The organism is Mycobacterium sp., assembly GCF_044223235.1.
GTDB lineage: Bacteria > Actinomycetota > Actinomycetes > Mycobacteriales > Mycobacteriaceae > Mycobacterium.
Window position 1 is genome coordinate 95176 of the sequence record NZ_JBGAME010000008.1, and the last position, 19390, is coordinate 114565.

The 19390-nt window shown below is 68.7% G+C and carries 15 protein-coding genes; 8 read left to right on the forward strand and 7 right to left on the reverse strand.

The annotated features are described in order from the left end of the window. Window positions 1–28 precede the first annotated feature (28 nt). From ADBZ6K_RS13565 to ADBZ6K_RS13585, 5 genes are all read left to right on the forward strand, one after another. Complete coding sequence (locus ADBZ6K_RS13565; RefSeq protein ID WP_526347426.1) at window positions 29–2284, forward strand: polyribonucleotide nucleotidyltransferase; 2256 nt, start codon at window positions 29–31, stop codon at window positions 2282–2284. Further along, window positions 2262–3617 (forward strand): M16 family metallopeptidase, encoded by a 1356-nt coding sequence (locus tag ADBZ6K_RS13570; protein WP_526347428.1) that lies wholly within the window; start codon window positions 2262–2264, stop codon window positions 3615–3617. Before ADBZ6K_RS13565 ends, ADBZ6K_RS13570 begins: the two co-directional genes overlap by 23 nt. 52 nt (window positions 3618–3669) lie before the next feature. After that, window positions 3670–5496, forward strand: a complete 1827-nt coding sequence (locus ADBZ6K_RS13575) for an FAD-dependent oxidoreductase (protein ID WP_526347430.1) — start codon at window positions 3670–3672, stop codon at window positions 5494–5496. After that, entirely contained in the window at window positions 5489–5974 is a 486-nt protein-coding gene (locus tag ADBZ6K_RS13580; protein ID WP_526347432.1) for a hypothetical protein, read from the forward strand. The genes ADBZ6K_RS13575 and ADBZ6K_RS13580 overlap by 8 nt, the downstream gene beginning before the upstream one ends. Window positions 5975–6102: 128 nt before the next feature. Further along, window positions 6103–7161, forward strand: coding sequence for a methyltransferase (locus tag ADBZ6K_RS13585; protein ID WP_526347570.1), 1059 nt, complete (start codon window positions 6103–6105; stop codon window positions 7159–7161). A 4-nt stretch (window positions 7162–7165) separates the two neighbouring features. On the opposite strand, the gene ADBZ6K_RS13590 is transcribed toward ADBZ6K_RS13585, so the two are convergent. The 6 genes from ADBZ6K_RS13590 to ald all read right to left on the reverse strand — a co-directional run bounded on the left by ADBZ6K_RS13590 (window position 7166) and on the right by ald (window position 15682). Continuing rightward, the gene (locus ADBZ6K_RS13590) at window positions 7166–8818 is read right to left on the reverse strand and encodes a long-chain-fatty-acid--CoA ligase (protein WP_526347434.1); all 1653 of its coding nucleotides are present in this window, start codon (window positions 8816–8818) and stop codon (window positions 7166–7168) included. Beyond that, window positions 8815–11886 carry a type I polyketide synthase gene (locus ADBZ6K_RS13595; protein ID WP_526347436.1) on the reverse strand — a complete coding sequence of 1024 codons (3072 nt, stop codon included), beginning with the start codon at window positions 11884–11886 and terminating at the stop codon, window positions 8815–8817. The genes ADBZ6K_RS13590 and ADBZ6K_RS13595 overlap by 4 nt, the downstream gene beginning before the upstream one ends. Further along, complete coding sequence (locus tag ADBZ6K_RS13600; protein ID WP_526347438.1) at window positions 11883–12149, reverse strand: acyl carrier protein; 267 nt, start codon at window positions 12147–12149, stop codon at window positions 11883–11885. The genes ADBZ6K_RS13595 and ADBZ6K_RS13600 overlap by 4 nt, the downstream gene beginning before the upstream one ends. Further along, entirely contained in the window at window positions 12146–13099 is a 954-nt protein-coding gene (locus tag ADBZ6K_RS13605) for a hypothetical protein (RefSeq protein WP_526347440.1), read from the reverse strand. The genes ADBZ6K_RS13600 and ADBZ6K_RS13605 overlap by 4 nt, the downstream gene beginning before the upstream one ends. Next, a complete protein-coding gene (locus ADBZ6K_RS13610) occupies window positions 13096–14247 on the reverse strand; it encodes a ketoacyl-ACP synthase III family protein (RefSeq protein WP_526347442.1) in 1152 nt (383 codons plus the stop codon). The genes ADBZ6K_RS13605 and ADBZ6K_RS13610 overlap by 4 nt, the downstream gene beginning before the upstream one ends. 325 nt (window positions 14248–14572) lie before the next feature. Further along, window positions 14573–15682, reverse strand: a complete 1110-nt coding sequence (ald, locus tag ADBZ6K_RS13615; RefSeq protein ID WP_526347444.1) for an alanine dehydrogenase — start codon at window positions 15680–15682, stop codon at window positions 14573–14575. Window positions 15683–15775: 93 nt separating this feature from the next. On the opposite strand from ald, the gene aldR reads away from it, so the two are divergent. Both aldR and ADBZ6K_RS13625 read left to right on the forward strand, forming a co-directional pair. Continuing rightward, window positions 15776–16291 carry an HTH-type transcriptional regulator AldR gene (gene aldR / locus ADBZ6K_RS13620; RefSeq protein WP_526347446.1) on the forward strand — a complete coding sequence of 172 codons (516 nt, stop codon included), beginning with the start codon at window positions 15776–15778 and terminating at the stop codon, window positions 16289–16291. Window positions 16292–16453: 162 nt separating this feature from the next. Then, complete coding sequence (locus ADBZ6K_RS13625) at window positions 16454–16765, forward strand: hypothetical protein (protein WP_526347448.1); 312 nt, start codon at window positions 16454–16456, stop codon at window positions 16763–16765. 310 nt (window positions 16766–17075) lie between these two features. On the opposite strand, the gene ADBZ6K_RS13630 is transcribed toward ADBZ6K_RS13625, so the two are convergent. Continuing rightward, window positions 17076–18482 carry an HNH endonuclease signature motif containing protein gene (locus ADBZ6K_RS13630; protein WP_526347450.1) on the reverse strand — a complete coding sequence of 469 codons (1407 nt, stop codon included), beginning with the start codon at window positions 18480–18482 and terminating at the stop codon, window positions 17076–17078. A 155-nt stretch (window positions 18483–18637) separates the two neighbouring features. On the opposite strand from ADBZ6K_RS13630, the gene dapB reads away from it, so the two are divergent. Continuing rightward, complete coding sequence (dapB, locus tag ADBZ6K_RS13635) at window positions 18638–19375, forward strand: 4-hydroxy-tetrahydrodipicolinate reductase (protein WP_526347452.1); 738 nt, start codon at window positions 18638–18640, stop codon at window positions 19373–19375. Window positions 19376–19390: the final 15 nt, after the last annotated feature.

A 19390-nucleotide genomic window follows, 5' to 3' on the forward strand; every position in this document is an offset into this window, starting at 1 on the left:
ATGAATCCAGAGAGGCCACACGGACTTCATGTCTGTAGTTGAAATTGAAGACGGCGTGTTCGAGTCCACCGCCGTCATCGACAACGGGAGCTTCGGCACCCGCACCATCCGGTTCGAGACCGGCCGGCTCGCCCAGCAGGCGGCGGGCTCCGCCGCCGCCTACCTCGACGACGAGACGATGCTGCTGAGCGCGACCACCGCCAGCAAGAACCCCAAGGACCACTTCGACTTCTTCCCGCTCACCGTCGACGTCGAGGAGCGGATGTATGCCGCGGGCCGCATCCCCGGCTCGTTCTTCCGCCGCGAGGGCAGGCCGTCCACCGACGCGATCCTGACTTGCCGGCTCATCGACCGCCCGCTGCGCCCGTCGTTCGTCGACGGGCTGCGCAACGAGATCCAGGTCGTCGTGACCGTCCTGAGCCTGGACCCCGCCGAGCTGTACGACGTCCTCGCGATCAACGCGGCGTCCATGTCGACGCAGCTGGCAGGGCTGCCGTTCTCCGGGCCGATCGGCGGCGTGCGCGTCGCCCTGATCGACGGGACCTGGGTCGGGTTGCCCACCGTCGAGCAGCTCGAGGGCGCGGTGTTCGACATGGTGGTGGCCGGGCGGGTTGTCGCGGGGACCGGCGACGACGACGAAGTGGCGATCATGATGGTCGAGGCCGAGGCCACCGAGAACGTGGTCGAGCTGGTCGCAGGCGGTGCGCAGGCGCCGACGGAGGCGATCGTCGCCGAGGGGCTGGAGGCCGCGAAGCCGTTCATCAAGTCGCTGTGTGCCGCCCAGCAGGAACTGGCCGAGCGCGCAGCCAAGCCGGTCGGCGACTACCCGGTGTTCCCCGACTACGCCGACGACGTCTTCGGCGCGGTCGCGTCGGTCGCCTCTGACGCGCTGTCGCAGGCGCTGACGATCGCGGGTAAGACCGAGCGCAACGATCGCACCGACGAGATCAAGGTCGAGGTGCTCCACCGGCTGGCCGAACAGTACAGCGGCCGGGAGAAGGAGATCGGCGCCGCATTCCGTTCGCTGACCAAAAAGCTTGTCCGCCAACGTATTCTGACCGATCACTTCCGTATCGACGGACGCGGCATCACCGACATCCGGGCACTGTCGGCCGAGGTCGCCGTGGTGCCGCGGGCGCACGGCAGCGCGCTGTTCGAGCGGGGCGAGACCCAGATCATGGGTGTCACCACGCTGGACATGATGAAGATGGCCCAGCAGATCGACTCGCTGGGACCCGAGACCACCAAGCGCTACATGCACCACTACAACTTCCCGCCCTATTCGACCGGTGAGACCGGCCGGGTGGGTTCGCCCAAGCGCCGCGAGATCGGTCACGGTGCGCTCGCCGAGCGTGCGCTCGTGCCGGTGTTGCCGTCCGTCGAGGAGTTCCCGTACGCCATCCGACAGGTGTCCGAGGCACTGGGCTCCAACGGTTCGACGTCGATGGGTTCGGTGTGCGCCTCGACGCTGTCGCTGCTGAACGCGGGCGTACCGCTGAAGGCGCCGGTCGCCGGTATCGCGATGGGCCTGGTGTCCGACCTCGTCAACGGTGAGGCTCGCTACGTCGCGCTGACCGACATCCTGGGGGCCGAGGACGCCTTCGGCGACATGGACTTCAAGGTCGCCGGCACCAAGGATTTCGTCACCGCCCTGCAGCTGGACACCAAGCTGGACGGTATTCCCTCCCAGGTCCTGGCTGGTGCGCTGGCCCAGGCCAAAGACGCGCGCCTGACCATCCTCGAGGTGATGGCCGAGGCCATCGACTCACCCGATGAGATGAGCCCCTACGCGCCGCGGATCACCACCATCAAGGTGCCGGTGGACAAGATCGGCGAGGTGATCGGGCCCAAGGGCAAGGTCATCAACGCGATCACCGAGGAGACCGGCGCTCAGATCTCGATCGAGGACGACGGCACGGTGTTCGTCGGTGCGTCCGACGGCCTGTCGGCGCAGGCCGCGATCGACCGGATCAACGCGATCGCCAACCCGCAGCTGCCCAAGATCGGGGAGCGTTTCCTGGGCACCGTCGTCAAGACCACCGATTTCGGTGCGTTCGTGTCGCTGCTCCCCGGGCGCGATGGCCTGGTCCACATCTCCAAGCTGGGCCGCGGCAAGCGGATCGCCAAGGTCGAGGATGTGGTGAAGGTCGGCGAGAAGCTGCGCGTCGAGATCGCCGATATCGACAACCGCGGCAAGATCTCGCTGGTCCTCGTCGAGGAGGAAGAGTCCGCTCTCGCCGAGGCGCCGGCAGCGCCCGTAGATGCCGCAACCGCCAGCAGCTGACCGCGGCGGGGCGCGGGGATTGCGCAGGTCACGCGCCGCCGACCCATCGTCGGCGGCGGTGCACCGCACCACGCTGCCGGGCGGTCTGCGGGTCGTCACCGAATTCATCCCGTCGGTGCGTTCGGCGTCGGTCGGTGTCTGGGTCGGCGTGGGGTCCCGCGACGAAGGCAAGAGCGTCGCGGGTGCCGCGCATTTCCTGGAGCATCTGCTGTTCAAGTCGACGCCGACGCGCACCGCAGTGGAGATCGCCCAGGCGGTCGACGCCGTCGGCGGCGAGCTGAACGCGTTCACCGCGCGCGAGCACACCTGCTACTACGCCCATGTGCTCGACACCGACCTGGAGCTGGCCGTCGACCTGGTCTCCGACGTGGTCCTCAACGGGCGCTGCGCCCATGACGACGTCGAACTCGAGCGGGATGTGGTGCTCGAGGAGATCGCGATGCGCGACGACGATCCCGAGGACACGCTCGGCGACGTCTTCCTGTCGGCGATGTTCGGCTCGCATCCGGTCGGCCGCCCGGTCATCGGCAGCGTGGAGTCGATCACGGCGATGACGCGCGCCCAGCTGCACTCGTTCCACCAGCGCCGCTACACGCCGGACCGGATGGTGGTGGCGGTGGCCGGAAACGTCGACCACGACGAGGTAGTCGCGCTGGTGCGCGAGCACTTCGGCTCCCGGCTGGTGAGCGGCAGGGCGGCGGCGGCGCCCCGGAAGGGCACCGGCCGCGTCGGCGGCAGGCCCGCGCTGTACCTGGTCGACCGCGACGCCGAGCAGACCCACCTGTCGCTGGGCGTACGCACCCCCGGCAGGCACTGGGAACACCGGTGGGCGCTGTCGGTGCTCAACGGCGCCATCGGCGGAGGGCTGAGTTCACGGCTGTTCCAACAGGTTCGGGAAACCCGCGGGCTGGCCTACTCGGTGTACTCGACGGTGGACACGTTCTCCGACAGCGGCGCGCTGTCCATCTACGCGGGCTGCCTGCCCGAGCGGTTCGACGAGGTGGTCCGGGTGACCACCGACGTGCTGGAAGACGTTGCCCGCGACGGCATTACCGAATCGGAGTGCCGCATCGCCAAGGGGTCGCTGCGCGGCGGACTGGTGCTCGGGCTGGAGGACTCCGCGTCGCGGATGAACCGCATCGGGCGAAGCGAACTCAATTACGGGGAGCATCGCAGCATCGAGCACACGCTCGCCCAGATCGACGCGGTGACGCTCGACGGGGTCAACGCGATCGCCCGCAAGCTGCTGACCCGGTCCTACGGTGCGGCGGTGCTCGGTCCACACCAGTCGGCGGACACGCTTCCGGTGCGGTTGCAGGCGATCGCGGGCTGATCGGTCCCGTTGACCACCCTGATCCTCCCCGAACTGCACTAGCGTCGGTGCAATGGTGGAGGGGGGAGGTGCCGAGCACGTGAACGAGGGCTGCGATGTCGTGATCGTCGGCGCCGGGCCGGTGGGCGCGACCGCGGCTCTGCTGCTCGCCGGCCACGGCATCACGAGCACCGTGGTGGAGTCCCGTTCGGTCGTGGGGAGTCATCCCGCCGCGCATGTGCTTTCGACTCGGTCGCTGGAGATCTGGCGCGAGATCGGCCTCGAACGTGACATCCGTCGGCTCAGCGCCCCGATGCGCGAGCTCCGCTGCATCACCTACTGCACCACCCTGGCCGGGCCCGAACTCGGGCGCGTCCCGCTGGCCGACATGCCCGAGACACAATTGGACGCAATCGAATCGATCAGTCCCACCCGCAGCGCGCACCTGCCCCAGACCGCCCTCGAGCCGTTGCTGTGGCGGCACCTGCGGGACAGCAGGTGCGTCGACGTGCGCACCGGTTGGCGTTACCTCGGACACACCGAGGTCGCCGACGGCGTCGCGGTCGAAATCGCCGACACCACGACCGGATCCGGCAGGACGATCACGGCGCGCTATCTGCTCGGCGCCGACGGCGCGGCCAGCGCGGTGCGGCGCGCCCTGGGCGTCACGATGGCGGGTCCGGTCCTCAATCATGTGATCAGCGTGCATTTCTCCGCCGACCTCGAACCATTTCTGCGCGCCCGTCGTGGTCCTGTTATGTGGACGCACACCGGCAAGGGGCTCGGTGTCGTCATCGTGCATCGATCGCCGCACGATCTGGTGTTCCAGATCCCCTATTTTCCGCCGTTCGAGTCGCCCGACGACTTTCCCGCCGAGGTCTGCCGCGACCACATCGTCGACGCGATCGGTGACCCCGGCGTGGACGTCGAGATCAAATCGATTACGTCGTGGGCCATGCACGCTCAGGTCGCAACGCGTTACCGCGCCGGCCCCGTGTTCCTGGCGGGCGATGCGGCGCACCGCTTTCCGCCGACCGGCGGGCTCGGGCTCAATGCGGGCGTCGCCGACGTGCACAACCTCGCGTGGAAGCTGGCGTGGGTCATCTCCGGACGCGCCCGCGACGGGCTGCTGGACACCTATGCGCACGAACGCCGCCCGGTGGCAACGGACACCACCGCCGACTCGGTGGCCAACTATGAGCGCTTGTTCGATGTTGTTGCCGCGCTTGGGATGTCGCGACGCGCCATCCTTACCCTGCCGCGCATGGTCGACGCCGTCCCCGGATGGGTGCCGCGGCGGCCGGTGCGGGCGGCCATCCGCGGGCTCACCGCGCTGGGTTATCGCCCGCTCGGGCTGGCGAAGTCACCCGGTCCGGTGGGCAGGCGGCTGCGTCGGCGGGCCGCCCGGGCGATCGACGGTCAGGGGCCGCACTACCGCAACTGGGGCCGTGACCTCGGGGTGCGCTATCAGGGCGGCGCCGTCATCGCGGACGGGCTGCCGCCGCCGCCGGACGATCCGGAGTTCTACACCCCCTGCGCACGCGCGGGCGGCCGGTTGCCGCACGCCTGGATCGAGGAGGGCGGCAGGCGGATGTCCACACTGGATCTGGTCAGCCGAGATCGACTCACGCTGCTGGTATCCGCCGACGACCACGCGGCGCACGCCGCGTGGTCGTCGGCGGCCGGCGGACTCCCGTTCGCGCTGGTGGCTGTCGGCGACGCGGCGAAGACGGTGTTCGACACCGGTGTCGCGGGGGCCGACGCCGACGCCCTCGTCGTCCGCCCCGACGGCCACATCGTCGCCATCCTGCACTCCCGCCGGCACGGCGCACCGCACCTGCGGCGGGCACTCTTGGTGGTAGGCATCGCACCGCAGACGGCGGGAGAGCTACATGACTGACAGGTCGCCGGACGTCGAATTACGGCTGCTCACATACCGTCCGGAGGAGATGGCGGCCTGGTGGTCGGCCCTGATCGGCGGCGCCCCCCGGTCGCTGAACGCCCGGGCGACCGCCGTGACCGGTGCCGGCCTCGGTGTCGTCATCGAACGATCGCAGATTGCCCTCGACTATCACCCCGAAGCCAGCGGTGTCATCGCCATCCACGTTGCCCCGGGTGACATCGAAGCGGTACGGCAGTCGGTGAATCGGTTGGCGCAGATCAGTTCTCACCCCTACCGGGCAAGCAGGGAGTCCGGTGCGACGGCGTTGTGGTTCCACGATCCCAACGGGACCGACGTGGCGCTGAACTTGCCCCCGGACCTTCCCCCGGCGGTCGGGAACCCGCCCGTCGCTGACGGGTCGCCCGAGGAAATCGATCCCGCAGAAGTGCTCACGTACATCAGCACCACCCACGACCCCGAGGAGCCGGCGCAGTGAAACGCATTCGACAGCCGCGGTGGGCGTTCCTCGCTGCACCGGCAAGTCTTTATGCACGTCGGGACGGCGCACGTGCTGGCGGGTCGCCGGGGGTCGGCGGGCGGTGGAACGCGGTTCCGCCGCCGGCGGTGGCCCGGGTGGTCGAGCGGGGCCGGCAGGGGCTGTCCCGGCTGCATATGCACAGCGCCCCGCCCTATGCGGTGATGCTGGAGTTGATCGTCAACTCCTGGACGTCCCAGGCCATTACAGCGGCGGTGCAACTCGGTGTCGCCGACGCCCTTGCCGACGGCCCGCTGCGGATCGACGAGCTGGCCGAGCGTGTCAATGCCGATCCCGACGCGCTGGGCCGCCTGCTGCGGGCACTGATCGGCCGCGGCATCTTCCGCCGGCGCCGCGACGGTCGCTACGCGCTGAACTCGCTGGCGCGCACGCTACGTTCGGACGCCCCGCTGTCGGCCGCCGGGATGGCCCGGCTGGTGGGGTCGCGCCAGCATCGCGAGTTATGGAGCCACCTGGCCGACGCCATCCGGACCGGCGGCTCGATGACCGTCGCGGTGCACGGAACCGACCCGTTCGACCTGCTCAGGCAGGAACCCGAACTCGCCGACGCCTTTCACCAGGCCATGGCGGACACCACCGAGATGGTGGTCGCTCCGATCACGGCCGCCTTCGCATTCGACGCCTACTCGGTCGTCGTCGATGTCGGTGGAGGGGTGGGCCGGCTGCTGGGCGCCATCCTGGGTGCGGCGCCGAACGCGCAGGGCGTTCTCTACGACCTGCCCGAAGTGGTCGCCGATGCGCCACGGGTGCTGCGGCGCCACCGCGTCGCCGATCGGGTGCGGGTGGAGCCAGGATCGTTCTTCGACGGCGTGCCCAAGGGCGGCGACATCTACGTGCTCAAGCAGGTCATCCACGACTGGCCCGACGACAAGGCGCTCGAGATTCTGCGAAACGTCCGCGCGGCGGCGGCGACGGGCGCGACCATCCTGTTGATCGAATTGGTGATCCCGGATGGCAATCGCGAACATTTCGGTCACTGGAGCGATCTGGAGATGCTGCTGACCCAGGCGGGCCGCGATCGCACCGAGCCGCAGTACCGCCGGCTGCTCGCCGCCGCGGGATTCCAGGTGACGCGCGTGGTTCCGACCGCGTCGCCACTGAGCCTGGTGGAGGCGCGGGCCGTGTAGCCGCTCAGGAGTGCAGCAGGTCGCGGGCCCTGTCCCTGCGCACTTTGCCCGACGGCGTCTTGGGCAACGTGCCGCGCGGAAACAGCCGCACATCGCTCGGGAGGTGTCCCACGTGGCGGCTGACCCGGACGGCGATGTCGCGGCGGATCCGCAGCCGCGCGTCCTCGTCGTCCGGATGGTGCACCTCTGCCAGCACTGCAAAGCCCTCCGGGTCGGCGCCGGGGGCGGCGTCGATGCGCAGGGCTATCACGCAGCCCTTGCGTACCCCCTCGACGTTCTCGGCGGCCCGCTCGATGTCGTGCGGGTAGAGGTTGCGGCCTGCCACCACGATGAGGTCCTTGCTGCGGCCACAGACGTGAACCCGCCCGGCCTCGTCGAGGTAGCCGAGATCCCCGGTGTCGAACCAGCCCTGGTCATTGTCGAGCGGCACGACGCCCTGCGCGGTGAGATAGCTGCGGGCGACGGCGGGACCGCGGAGTTCGATCGTACCGATCTCCCTGGGCGCCAACGAGTTTCCGGCTCTGGTGATGCGTACCCGCATACCGGGCACGGGGCGGCCCAGACACACGATGTGCCGCGCGTCGGGGGCGGCGTCGCCGACCGGACGGGCGCGGTGCTCGTGTGCGAGGGCGAGCCGGGAAATGGTGTCGACGGTCGGTGGCTCATGCGGCGGTCCCAGCGCCACCACCAGTGTCGCCTCCGCGAGCCCGTAGCCGGGCATCGGTGCGGAGGGTTTGAGGCCGAAACGTGCGCCGACGGCGGCGAACTCGGCGAGGTCGGCGTGATTGATGGGCTCGGCCCCGTTCACCGCGATCCGCAGCGAGGAGAGGTCGATCCGGGCCGGGTCGGCCTGGCGGAGGACCCGGGTGAGCACGGAGTACGCGAAGTTCGGTCCCGAGGTGATGGTGCCGCGGTAGGTGCTGATCGATTCCGCCCAGACGATCGGGCGGCGCAGGAAGTGCTCGGGGGTGATGACGACGGCGTCGACACCCAACTGCATGGGGAAGCAGACGAACGCGATCATGCCCATGTCGTGGGACAGCGGCAGCCAGCTGAGCATCACATCGGTCTCGAGGTCGAGGTCGAGGGCCTCGCGCTGGGCGTCGGCGTTGGCGGCGAGATTGCCGTGGGTGATCTCGACGGCCTTCGGATCGCCCGTCGATCCGGACGTCAGCTGACGGATGGCGACATCCGCCTCCTCGGCGTGCTCCGCCTCCGCCAAGCCGACAAGTTCGGTCCCGCAGAGGGATTCGACATCGCAGACCTCCACGCCGCAGGCCGCGAGGTGGTCCCGCACCGCACCGAACGGCTCGCCGAGTACGACCAGGTCGGCGTTGATCATCCGGATGGCCCGCACCGTGTCGGCGAGCCAGACCGTCAGGTCGATGCGCGGTGTGGGTTGCTGCAGCATCGTCAGCGCCGCGCGGCGCAGCCAGATCGCCTGCGCGAGCGGCGCCACCTCCGCTGGGTCGGCGGCCAACACCGCGACCGAACCATGTCGGCCCACCTGTCTTTCCGCCAATCCGGCGGCCATCCGGCACGCCCTGTTGTGCACCTCGCCCCAACTGAGCCGGATCGGATCGGGTCCTGCGACTGCGGTGAAATGACGCGGCGACGAAGCGGCGGCGGCCAGTATGCCGCGGATGAAGTGGCTCACGGGGATCGGCTCCCTTCTAGTGGCATGCCGCAGGTGGATACCGTGCGGGTATCCCGGGCACGTTCGAGTCGCTGCGTCACGAAGTCGACGAGATCGCCGACGCTGTGAATCCTCGGAAGCACATCGGCGACGGTGATGTGCGCCAACGGGGGAAATTCCGTCCGCAGGCGTTCCAGCAGGCGAACTTGCAGCAGCGAGTCGTAGCCGAGATCCTCGGCCAGCCGGCTGGCCGCGGTGAGGGCGGTGGCCGGGTATCCGCCGATCTCGGCGATCAGGTTCAGCACCGCACGGTCGATGGCCGACGTTGTCGCGCTTGCAGTTTCGGTGCCGGTGGCGGTGGCAGTCGGGGTGTCGGTAGGGGCGCGGACGGCGGCGGGTGGCGCCGCCGGCGCGAAGTGATCGACGGTGACACCGGGATCGAACCAGTAGCGGCGGGAGGGGTCGAAGACATACGGCGGCAGCCGGTGCAGGACGCCGGCCGGACGACCGTAGAGCGGCGTCAGATCCGGTGAGAAGCCGTCCCGCAGCAGCGTCGCGGCCACGGTGAACATCTCAGTACCCTTCGGCCCCGTGCCTTTCGACCCTGCGCCTTTCGACCCAGCCGCCTTCGACCCTGTGCCCTGCGATCGTCGACCGTCGCACAGTACGAGCGAAGCGGTGTCCGGCGGCAGCCCGCACCCGCGGGCCAGGGTCAGCAGGGTGGATCCGGGACCGGCTTCGGCGGCGTAGTCGGTAGGCACCGCGGCGACGGCGGCGCGCACGGCGTCGAGGAACCGCACCGGAGCGCAGATCTGGCGCGCCCAGTAGTCGGCGTCCAGCTCGGGGCCCTCGACCCGCGTGCCCAAAACCGTTGAGAACAGCGGGAATTCGGCGCGCCGCGGTTCGAGGCTCGTCAGCTCCCGGCGGAATGCGTCCACCATTGGCTGCATAAGCGGTGAATGGAAGGCGTGGGACACCGACAGGTCCGTTGTCTTGCCACCGTGGCGCTGGACCGCCGCGCGGGCGTGCGCCACGGCATCGGCGGCTCCGGAGATGGTCAGCGACCTCGGCCCGTTGACGGCGGCGATCACACAGCCGGGTGCCTCGGCGAGTGCGGCCCGGGCGGTCGCCGCGTCGAGGTCGGCAGCGATCATTGCCCCACCGGACGGCAATGAGCCCATCAGGCGGCCCCGGATCGCGACGAGGCGGCCCGCATCCTCGACCGACAGCACACCGGCAAGGCAGGCGGCGGCGATCTCCCCGAGGCTGTGGCCGATGCCGAACGCGAACCGGATTCCGCTCTGCAGCAGCGTTTGTCCGAGCGCGTAGGACACCGCGAAGAGCGCGGGTTGCGCCAGGGCGGTGTCGTCGAGGCCTGCCCCGTCCCCGAAGATCACCGCGCGCAGATCCGACCCGACATGCGGGTCGAGTGCTTCCAGCACGGCGTCGAGGTTGCCGCGGTACACCGGATTGACGTCATACAGCGGCCGGGTCATGCCCGGGAAGGGTGTGCCCTGCCCGGAGCACAGCAGCCCGACCCGTGCCGCGGCGGTGCGCGGCGGGGTGGACGACGCAAGGGCGGCGTGCGCGCCCGCGCCGAACTGCCGTAGACCACCGAGGATCGCATCGCGGTCGCCGTCGAGGACGAGGCGTTGGCGCAGTGAGCGTTTGACGGCGTTGGTCGCGCGGCACCAGGCGGCCAGTCGGTTGGCGTCGACAGTGTCCATCGCGCGGGCGACCGCCTCGGCGTTGCGGCGCAGCGCCTGCGGGGACGGTGCCGATATCGTCAGCACCCCGTACTCTCCGGGTGCGGACGGGGATGCGATCGGTGCCGACTGCAGCACCGCGTGGGCGTTGCTGCCGCCCAGGCCGAATGAGCTGACTGCGCCAAGCGCGTCGTCGGACAGGCGCTGTGCCTGGTCGGCGAGCCGAAGACCGTTGTCCTCGAGCCGAAGTCGCGGGTTGGCGGCGGCGCCGAACACCGTCGGCGGCAGAGTGCGATGGTGCAGGGCCAGGCACGCCTTGACGAACGCCGCGATCCCCGCACTGCCCTCGGTGTGTCCGATATTGCCCTTGACCGAACCGAGTAGGCATGGCGTACCGCCCCGGTTTCGGTGGATGTCGCCCAGCGCGTTGGTCTCGATCATGTCGCCGAGCACGGTGCCGGTGCCGTGCGCTTCGACGAAGCCGACCTGACCGGCGTCGACTTCGGCCAGCTGCAGCGCGCGGCGCATCAGCGCGACCTGCGACCGCCGGTTGGGGGCGGTGATCCCGTTGCTGCGGCCGTCGTGGTTTGCGACCGAGCTCTTGACGACCGCATAGATGGGCTGCCCGTCGGCGACGGCGTCGTCGAGGCGGCGCAGCACCACCGCGGCCACGCCCTCACCCCGACCGATGCCGTCGGCGCCCTGCCCGAAGGGTTTGCACCGTCCGTCAGGAGCGGACAGCCGGGCCTGGGTGTAGAAGATCGAAAGCGCCGGTATCAGAAGCAGATTCGCGCCGGCCGCGATGACGGTGTCGGTCTCACCGGCGCGCAGCGCAGAGCACCCCTGGTGGATAGCCATCAACGACGACGAGCAGGCCGAGTCGATTGCCATGCTGGGCCCGGTCAGGCCGAGGTGGTAGGAGATGCGGTTGGCGGCCATGAAGTACCCGCCACCGGTGCCGCGCACCGCCGTCAGGCCGCCGGGATCGACCATCTGCCGGGTGCTCCACTCGCTGGACATCACCCCGACGAACACCCCGGTCGGCGTGCCCGCCAGCGACCGGGGGTCGATGGCCGCGTCCTCGAGAGCACGCCACGAGGACTGCAGCAGCAGGCGCTGCTGCGGGTCGAGCGCGGCCGCCTCGACGGGCGCGATGCCGAAGAAGTCGTTGTCGAAGGCATCAGCGTCGTCGATGAAATGTGCGCGGCGGGTGTTCATCGTGCCGGGGATGCCGTCGGGGTGGTAGTAGGAGTCGATGTCCCACCGCTGCGCAGGCACTTCGGTGTCGGTGACGACACCGTCCATCAACAGCCGCCAGAACGCGTCCTTGTCGGATGCGCCGGGGAATCGGCAGTCGATGCCGACCACCGCGATCGGTGTCACGACGCCGCCTCGTCGGCGACCAGGTGCGCCGCGATGGCCTCGATCGTTGCGTAGTCCCACACGATGGTGGTTTCGACGGCAAATCCCTTCTCGCACTCCAGGTCCGCGCACAACGCCAAACTCGCCGCCGAGTCGATCCCGTAGTCGGCCAACGGGGTGTCCACCGCAATCAGCTCCGGAGCCACGTTGAGATACCCCGCCACCTTGGCCGTGAGCCATTCGGTGAGTTCCTGCCGCTGGCGCGAGCGGTCGTAGGGGGTCATCCCTCACTCCTCGCCCGCGCCGCCGCTACCTCCGGCTGGCCGAACGTGATCCCGTCGCCGACGTACCTGCGCATGCGGGTGGTGAACCGCGCACCGCCGGCCAGCGCGGCGAACGCGATGACCGGCAGCCCGACCACGATCGCGATCCCCAGCGCGAGCACGAAGGCGGCCAGGCCGGCGGCGTTGGCGACCGGGCCGAATCGGTGGGCCGACCGGATCGTGGCGCCCCATCGGCGGAACACCCGGCCGGCGAGCAGATCGGCAGCGGCCAGGGCGGGTACGACGGGTGCGGCGTCGCCGGGCAGCGGTCTCGACTCGGCGATACACCGGCCCACATCGGCGACGCGCTCGAGTTCGTCGGGCCCCACCCCGGCGCGCCCGTACCACAGGAAGGGTTCGCGGTTGCCGGTCAGCAACCACCGCAGCGTCGTCACCAGAGTGGTCGACGACCGTCGTGTGTCGGTCGCGGCGACCACCCGCACACTGCGTGCACCCGCCGATCTCAGCAGCGCCGCGAGTTCGACCGCTGCGGAGTACCACATGTTGCGGCAGGCGATCAACGCCACCACGTCGCGGTCGCGGACGGTTTCGGGGTGCGCGTTGAGCAGCGAGCGGATCGGCAGTGAGGGGGAGAGGTACCACACCTGGGATGTCAGGATCACCAAATCACCTGCGCCCGAACCGAAGCCGCCAGGAGGATCGACGAGTTCCACCAGCGCGTCGGGATCCACCGCCCGGGGGAACACCCCGAAGAACCGTCGAATCGGCCACGGAAACGGAAACGCGACTCGCGGCGTCACCTCGACCCAGCCGACGTCCCACCCCTGAGTACGCAGCGGGGCGGTCAGCGCCTCGGCGACCTCGCGCATCTGCCCGGTCTGCGTATAGAGATATACGACCGCACGACGGCCGCCCCACCCGTTCAAACTGTCCCCGGGTGCCCCCGTCACCAGTGCGATTCCGACGCCGGGCTCGCCGACACCGCGGTCAGGTGCATGAACGAGATCGCGAAGCGGCCGGATTCAGGGACCATGCAGAGCAGCGTGTCGCCGTCCCTGATCAGACCCTCGCTGAGCATCTCGTCGAGGATGAGGTACATCGACGCACTTCCGACGTTGCCCACCGTCGTCAGGTTGCTGTACCACATCTCGGGGCTACCCGCGTTGACCCCGCGGCGGGCGAACTCGCTCAAGACGATGGATTTCATCCGCTCGCTGGAGTAGTGCGCGGGTATCCAGGTCAGGGTCGTCGGATCGAATTTGCCCAGGCCGAGCAGGCGCTCGTACTCGTCGATCCCGACACTGACCAGGTGGGGCAGCAGCGACAGGTCTTGGCGCAGCACCATTGCACCGTCGGCATCGGCGGCGGACGCAGACGGGTAGTCACCCCACGACTTTCCGCGGGCATTGTCGGTGGCGCCCGCGAACATGCAGGCCTTCTCGGTGTTCGCGTACGACGTGAGGGAGATCCAATCGATCCGCAGGCTGATTCCCGATGCGGCCGGCTCGTCGGCGATCACCACGGCTCCCGCGCCGTCGGAGAGCATATAGCGCAGGAACGCCGCTTCCAGCGGAAGCGATCCCTCCTCCGCCGATGTCCCCATCTCGACATAGCGGGTGTTCTTGAAGAACCGGGATGCGAACTCGCTCGCCACGCTGACCGCGGTGCGCTTCTCACCGAGGGCCACCTGCAGGTAGGCGTTCTTCAGCGCCATGATGCCCGAACTGCACACCCCGTGTGCGCTTGCGATCTCCAGCGGGCCGTATCCGAGCTCTCCGTGCACCATGCTGGCGTGTCCGGGCGTCAAGACGTCAGCGATCGTCGTTGCCGCACTGAGCAGTTCGACGTCGGCGGGGTCGATCCCTGCGCGGTCGACCGCGTTGCGGATGGCACCGGCGGCCATCGCCGCATTCGATATGACGGTTCGCTGATCCTTGTCTATCGCGTAGTAGCGGGTTTTGATGCCGCAGTTCGCCAGCGTGATGTCTCGCAGGTCGCTGGTGGCGCGGCCCGCCTTTCCGATGTAGTCCTCGATCTCCTCGTTCGACACCGGCTCACCGGGCAGAAATCTACCGGTGGCTGTGATGTATGCACTCATGATGTCGCTCCGGTCGTTGTCTGGGCAATAAAGTAGATACGAGCAGTATCGGGTTGCGGTTCAATTTCGGTGCGGTCAATTTGAGCGCCCACACCCCGGGGGCCGTGAGATCTCGGAAAGCCCGCGAGGAGCCGTTCGAAGATGCTCAGGGATCACACAGGTGTGGCGGGTCCGGACCCTGGAATGCCTGTGACTGCCCGGGCTGACACAATGCGCCGACCGCGCACTGAGCGGGTCATCGCCCGGGCCGCGCCGCTCAGATCGGGCCCGAAAATGTCATCGCCCGGCCGACGCAATGCGCAGACCGGGCGATGGGGGAGATGTTCTAGATGGCGGCAGGGTCGGTGAACTGGAGTCCCAGATCGGCGGCGACCTGGGCGCTGAGCAGTGCCCCGTCGTGCGTCGACAAGCCCTTCGCCAGCGCGGGATCGGCCTGGCAGGCCGCGCGCCAGCCCTTGTCGGCCAGCTGGAGCACGTAGGGCATGGTCGCGTTGGTCAGCGCGAACGTCGATGTGCGCGGCACCGAGCCCGGCATGTTGGCGACGCAGTAGAACACCGTGTCGTGCACCGGGAAGGTCGGTTCGTCGTGGGTGGTCGGCCGCGAGTCCTCGAAGCAGCCGCCCTGGTCGATGGCGATGTCGACCAGCACCGCACCCGACTTCATCTGTGCCACAGTTGAATTCGTCACGAGCTTGGGAGCCTTGGCGCCGGGGACGAGCACCGCGCCGATGACCAGGTCGGCGTTCTTGACCGCGTCGGACAGGTCGAGCGTCGAGGAGTAGCGGGTGTGGATCCGTCCGCCGAACTCCGCGTCGAGCTCACGTAACCGGTTGATGTTGACATCGAAGATGGTGACCTGCGCGCCCATCCCACAGGCGATACGGGCCGCGTGGTAGCCAGCGGTGCCACCGCCGATCACGACGACCTCGGCGGGTGCGACACCGGGCACGCCGCCCATCAGTGTGCCGCGGCCGCCCTGGGTGCGCATCAGGTGGTAGGCGCCGACCTGGGCGGACAGCCTGCCGGCCACCTCGCTCATCGGTGCGAGCAGGGGCAGCGCACGGTCGGCGGTCTGGACCGTCTCGTAGGCGATCGAGGTGGTCCCCGATGCCAGCAGCGCGTCGGTGCACGGCCTCGACGCGGCCAGGTGCAGGTAGGTGAACAGGGTCTGGCCTTTGCGCATGCGGGCGTATTCGGGCTCGATCGGCTCCTTGACCTTCAGCAGCAGATCGGCCTCGGCCCAAACCCGCTCGGGGCCGTTGATGAGGTGGGCGCCTGCGGCTTTGAAGTCGGCGTCGGTGATCGCCGATCCCTCGCCCGCGCCGGCCTGGACGACCACTTCGTGGCCACGGTTGACCAGTTCGGCGACGCCGGCCGGGGTGATGGCGACGCGGAATTCGTTGTTCTTGATCTCAGTCGGGATGCCGACGCGCATGATCACTCCTCGTATCGTGGTGGGGTACAAGAATTATGAAGAAACTACAGCCAACTAGCAATCTAGTTGGTAATTATTCGATAAAGTGTAGCTGTGACTGAAGGATCGACGAGATACCTGCGTGTAGGGTCGCGGACTCCGAAGGATGTTCAGGCGGTCGAGGTCGATGACACCGACCGGCGGATTCTGAGCGCGCTGCACGCCGACGCCCGGATCTCCAACAGTGCCCTCGCCGAGCTCGTCGGCATCGCCCCGTCGACGTGTCACGGCCGGGTGCGTCGGCTCCAGGAGCTCGGAGTGATCCGGGGGTTCTACACGGATGTCGACCCTGCCGCGATGGGACTTGCGCTGCAGGCGATGGTCTCGGTGACGTTGCAGTCCAATGCCCGCGGCAAGATCCGCAGCTTCATCCAGCAGATCCGGCGCAAGCCCCAGGTGATGGACGTCTATTTCCTGGCAGGTGCCGATGATTTCATCCTGCACGTGGCGGCGCGCGACACCGAACACCTCCGATCGTTCGTGGTGGAAAACCTCAACGCCGACGCCGACGTGGCGGGCACGCAGACGTCGCTGATTTTCGAGCACCTCCGGGGCGCATCGCCGCTGTAAGTCCGTGCCCGGGTCGGTTGGTCCGCCCCTGTGACGCCTTCGTTCGAGCGCCCGTTGAAGCCGCTGGTCTGCGCACCGATCCGTCCCGGGATCTGTAACGAATGGAAGGCAACTGCGCACTGCAGTCCAGAAGCAAAACCACTTTCGGTTCGGGAGGTTCCAATGAAGTCGTTCACTTTCACCGTTCTTGCTGCCGGTGTGATCGCCACTGCCGCTGTGGGTTTGGCGGCCGGGGCGCACGCGGCTCCGTCGGAGCTGGCCAGCGCCCAACAGACCGTCGAGCAGTTGCGCGCCAACGGTTTCCAGGTGATCCTCAACAAGGTCGGCACGCACCCGCTCAGCCAATGCACCATTCGGGGCATTCATCCGCAGACGCTGAGCCGGATGGACTCCGGCTCCGGTGCGCCGGGCGCCCAAGACGACATTGTGACCACAGTGACCTCGATGGTCGCCTACGTCGACGTGGTGTGCTGACGGCGGCCGCGGTGGCCTGTGCGGCATGTGGCGGCATGTAGATGCGCGCCGGTTCGCTGGCCTGGTCGTCCGCTCGCGGGCAGTCGGGCAACACGGCCGCGCGTGATCGTGTGTAGTCGGTGCCACGCTTGCCCTGACTGATGAGCGCGCAGCACGCAACCCCGCTCGCCGGTGGTCCTCGCGCAGGCGGGCGCCCTTACGGCGGTTGTTGATCACCAAAGCGGAGACCGCGGTGGTCCTCGCGCAGGCGGGTGCCCCGGCTTACCCTGTCGGGGCACCCTGCCGGCCGTGTTCGTGGCGTGCATCGCCCTCACCCACTGTCCGGGTCCTCGTCGTTGTCGGGTTTGAGGAGGTGTTCGGGGTGGTGCAGGTTATTGATACGGTCTTGGCCCGTGTCCAACTCCGGGGGTGGAATCCACTCAATGCGGCCGTCGTCGCGGGTGTGGGTGGTCCATGCGGTGGTCTCGATGAGCCGGTTGTCCGGGCCGCAGGCCAGGGTGAGTTCGTCGATGTCGGTCTGCCCCTGTGAGGCCCACCCGTTGACGTGGTGAACCTGGCAGTAGTAGCCGCCGGTGGTGCAGCCGGGTTTGGTGCACCCGCGGTCCCGCGCCAGTAGCACGATGCGTTGTCCGGGCGAGGCCAACCGCTTGGTGCGCCCGAGGTAGAGCGGGATCTGCCGGTGGTTGTCGAACACGGCCAGGTAGTGGTGGGCGTGGCTGGCCAGGCGCAGCACCTCGGCCATGGGCAGCAGGGTGCCCCCGGCGGTGATCGCGTAGCCGGTGACCCCGGCCGGGCGCAGCGCCCCGCTGGACGCTGATTCCAGCTCTTTGAGGGTGGTGGTGACGATGAGGGTGGTGGGCAGCCCGTTGAGCTGCCCTAGCTGTCCCGACGCGAGCAGGGCGCGGCCCATCGCGGTCAGCGCGTCGTGGCGGCGCTGGGCGGGGGTGCGGGTGTCGCGGCGGGCCTGCTCCTCAGAAGCTTCCCCGTCGACCTGGGGGGTGGGGTCCTCGGGGTTGGCCATGCCGGGGGCGGCCAGTCTGGCCCACACGGCCTCCAGGGTCGCCCGTGCGTGCGGATCCAACAAGCCCTTCAGCTCACTCATCCCGTCTGCGCCTTGTTTGCCCAGGGTGATGCCGCGCCGTCGGGCCCGATCTACGTCGTTGGGCAGGGTGCCGTCGGGATCGAGCAAGGCCCGCAGCCGGTCGGCGGCCTTGCGCAGTCCTTCGGGACGCTGCCCGGCGGCGATCTCGGCCAGGCTGGCCTCGGCCTGAGCGCGCGTGTCTTGATCGACCGCGGCGGGCAGGTCGGCGAAGAAGGCCCGGATAATCGCCACGTGTTCGGCGTTGACCGTCCCGGCGGTCTGCGCATCTGCGGTCTGGCTCAGCAGGGGCGCCAACGTCTGTCCAGTCAGGGCCCGCCGCGGCCCCAGATCGTCAGCCTGCCCCAATCGGCGCCGAGCCTCCGACGAGGAGATCCGCAACCGCTCCGCGAGCACCTGCGTCATATTCTTGGCGCCCAACGCGATCGGGGAGGCTTCGGCCTGCAGCCGGGCCAGCGCCCGATGCTCTACGGCGGGCAATTGCCGCCGCACCACCTCGATCTGCTCGAGCACCCCCAACACCTCCCGGTGGGTCAGCCCCTCGAGATCCACCGTCATCACGGCGTCCAGCCCCGCGCGCAACTGCGCCACCGCTGCGTCGACACCGCCCAACCCCATGTATCGAACACTAGTTCGATATACCGACAAATTCGGCTGGAATGTGACGTGTGAAACCACAGTGACGCAAGATGTTTCGCCGCCGCAACGCCCACAAGTCCCGGTGCACCCACGTGCGCGGGGGCGGCCGATGTCGGGACGGTTAGGGTAAGCCCATGCGAGTCGGCGTTCTCGGTGCAAAGGGCAAGGTTGGCGCGACGATCGTGACCGCCGTCGACGCCGCGGACGATCTCACGTTGTCGGCCGCCGTGGACGCCGACGACTCGCTGAGCTTGCTCGTCGACAGTGGCACCGAGGTGGTCATCGACTTCACCCATCCCGACGTTGTGATGGGCAACCTGAAGTTCTTGATCGACAACGGAATTCACGCTGTCGTCGGTACCACGGGATTCACCGACGAGCGCCTGTCGCAGGTACGCGATTGGCTGGCGGACAAGCCGGACGTTGCGATCCTCATCGCGCCCAACTTCGCGATCGGTGCCGTGCTGTCCATGCATTTCGCCAAGCAGGCGGCGCCGTACTTCGAGTCGGTCGAGGTGATCGAACTCCATCATCCGCAGAAGGCCGACGCTCCGTCGGGCACTGCCGCACGCACCGCCCGACTGATCGCCGAAGCGCGAAAAGATCTGCCGCCCAATCCCGACGCCACCAGCACCGGACTCGACGGAGCCCGCGGCGCCGACGTCGACGGCATACCCGTCCACTCGGTGCGGCTTGCGGGTTTGGTGGCTCACCAGGAGATCCTGTTCGGCACCGTGGGGGAAACCCTCACAATCCGACACGACAGCCTCGATCGCACGTCGTTCGTACCCGGGGTGTTGCTCGCCGTTCGTCAGGCGGGCCGGCGCCCCGGGCTCACCGTCGGTATCGAGCCGCTTCTCGATCTGCGCTGAGCCCGGAAGGGATGA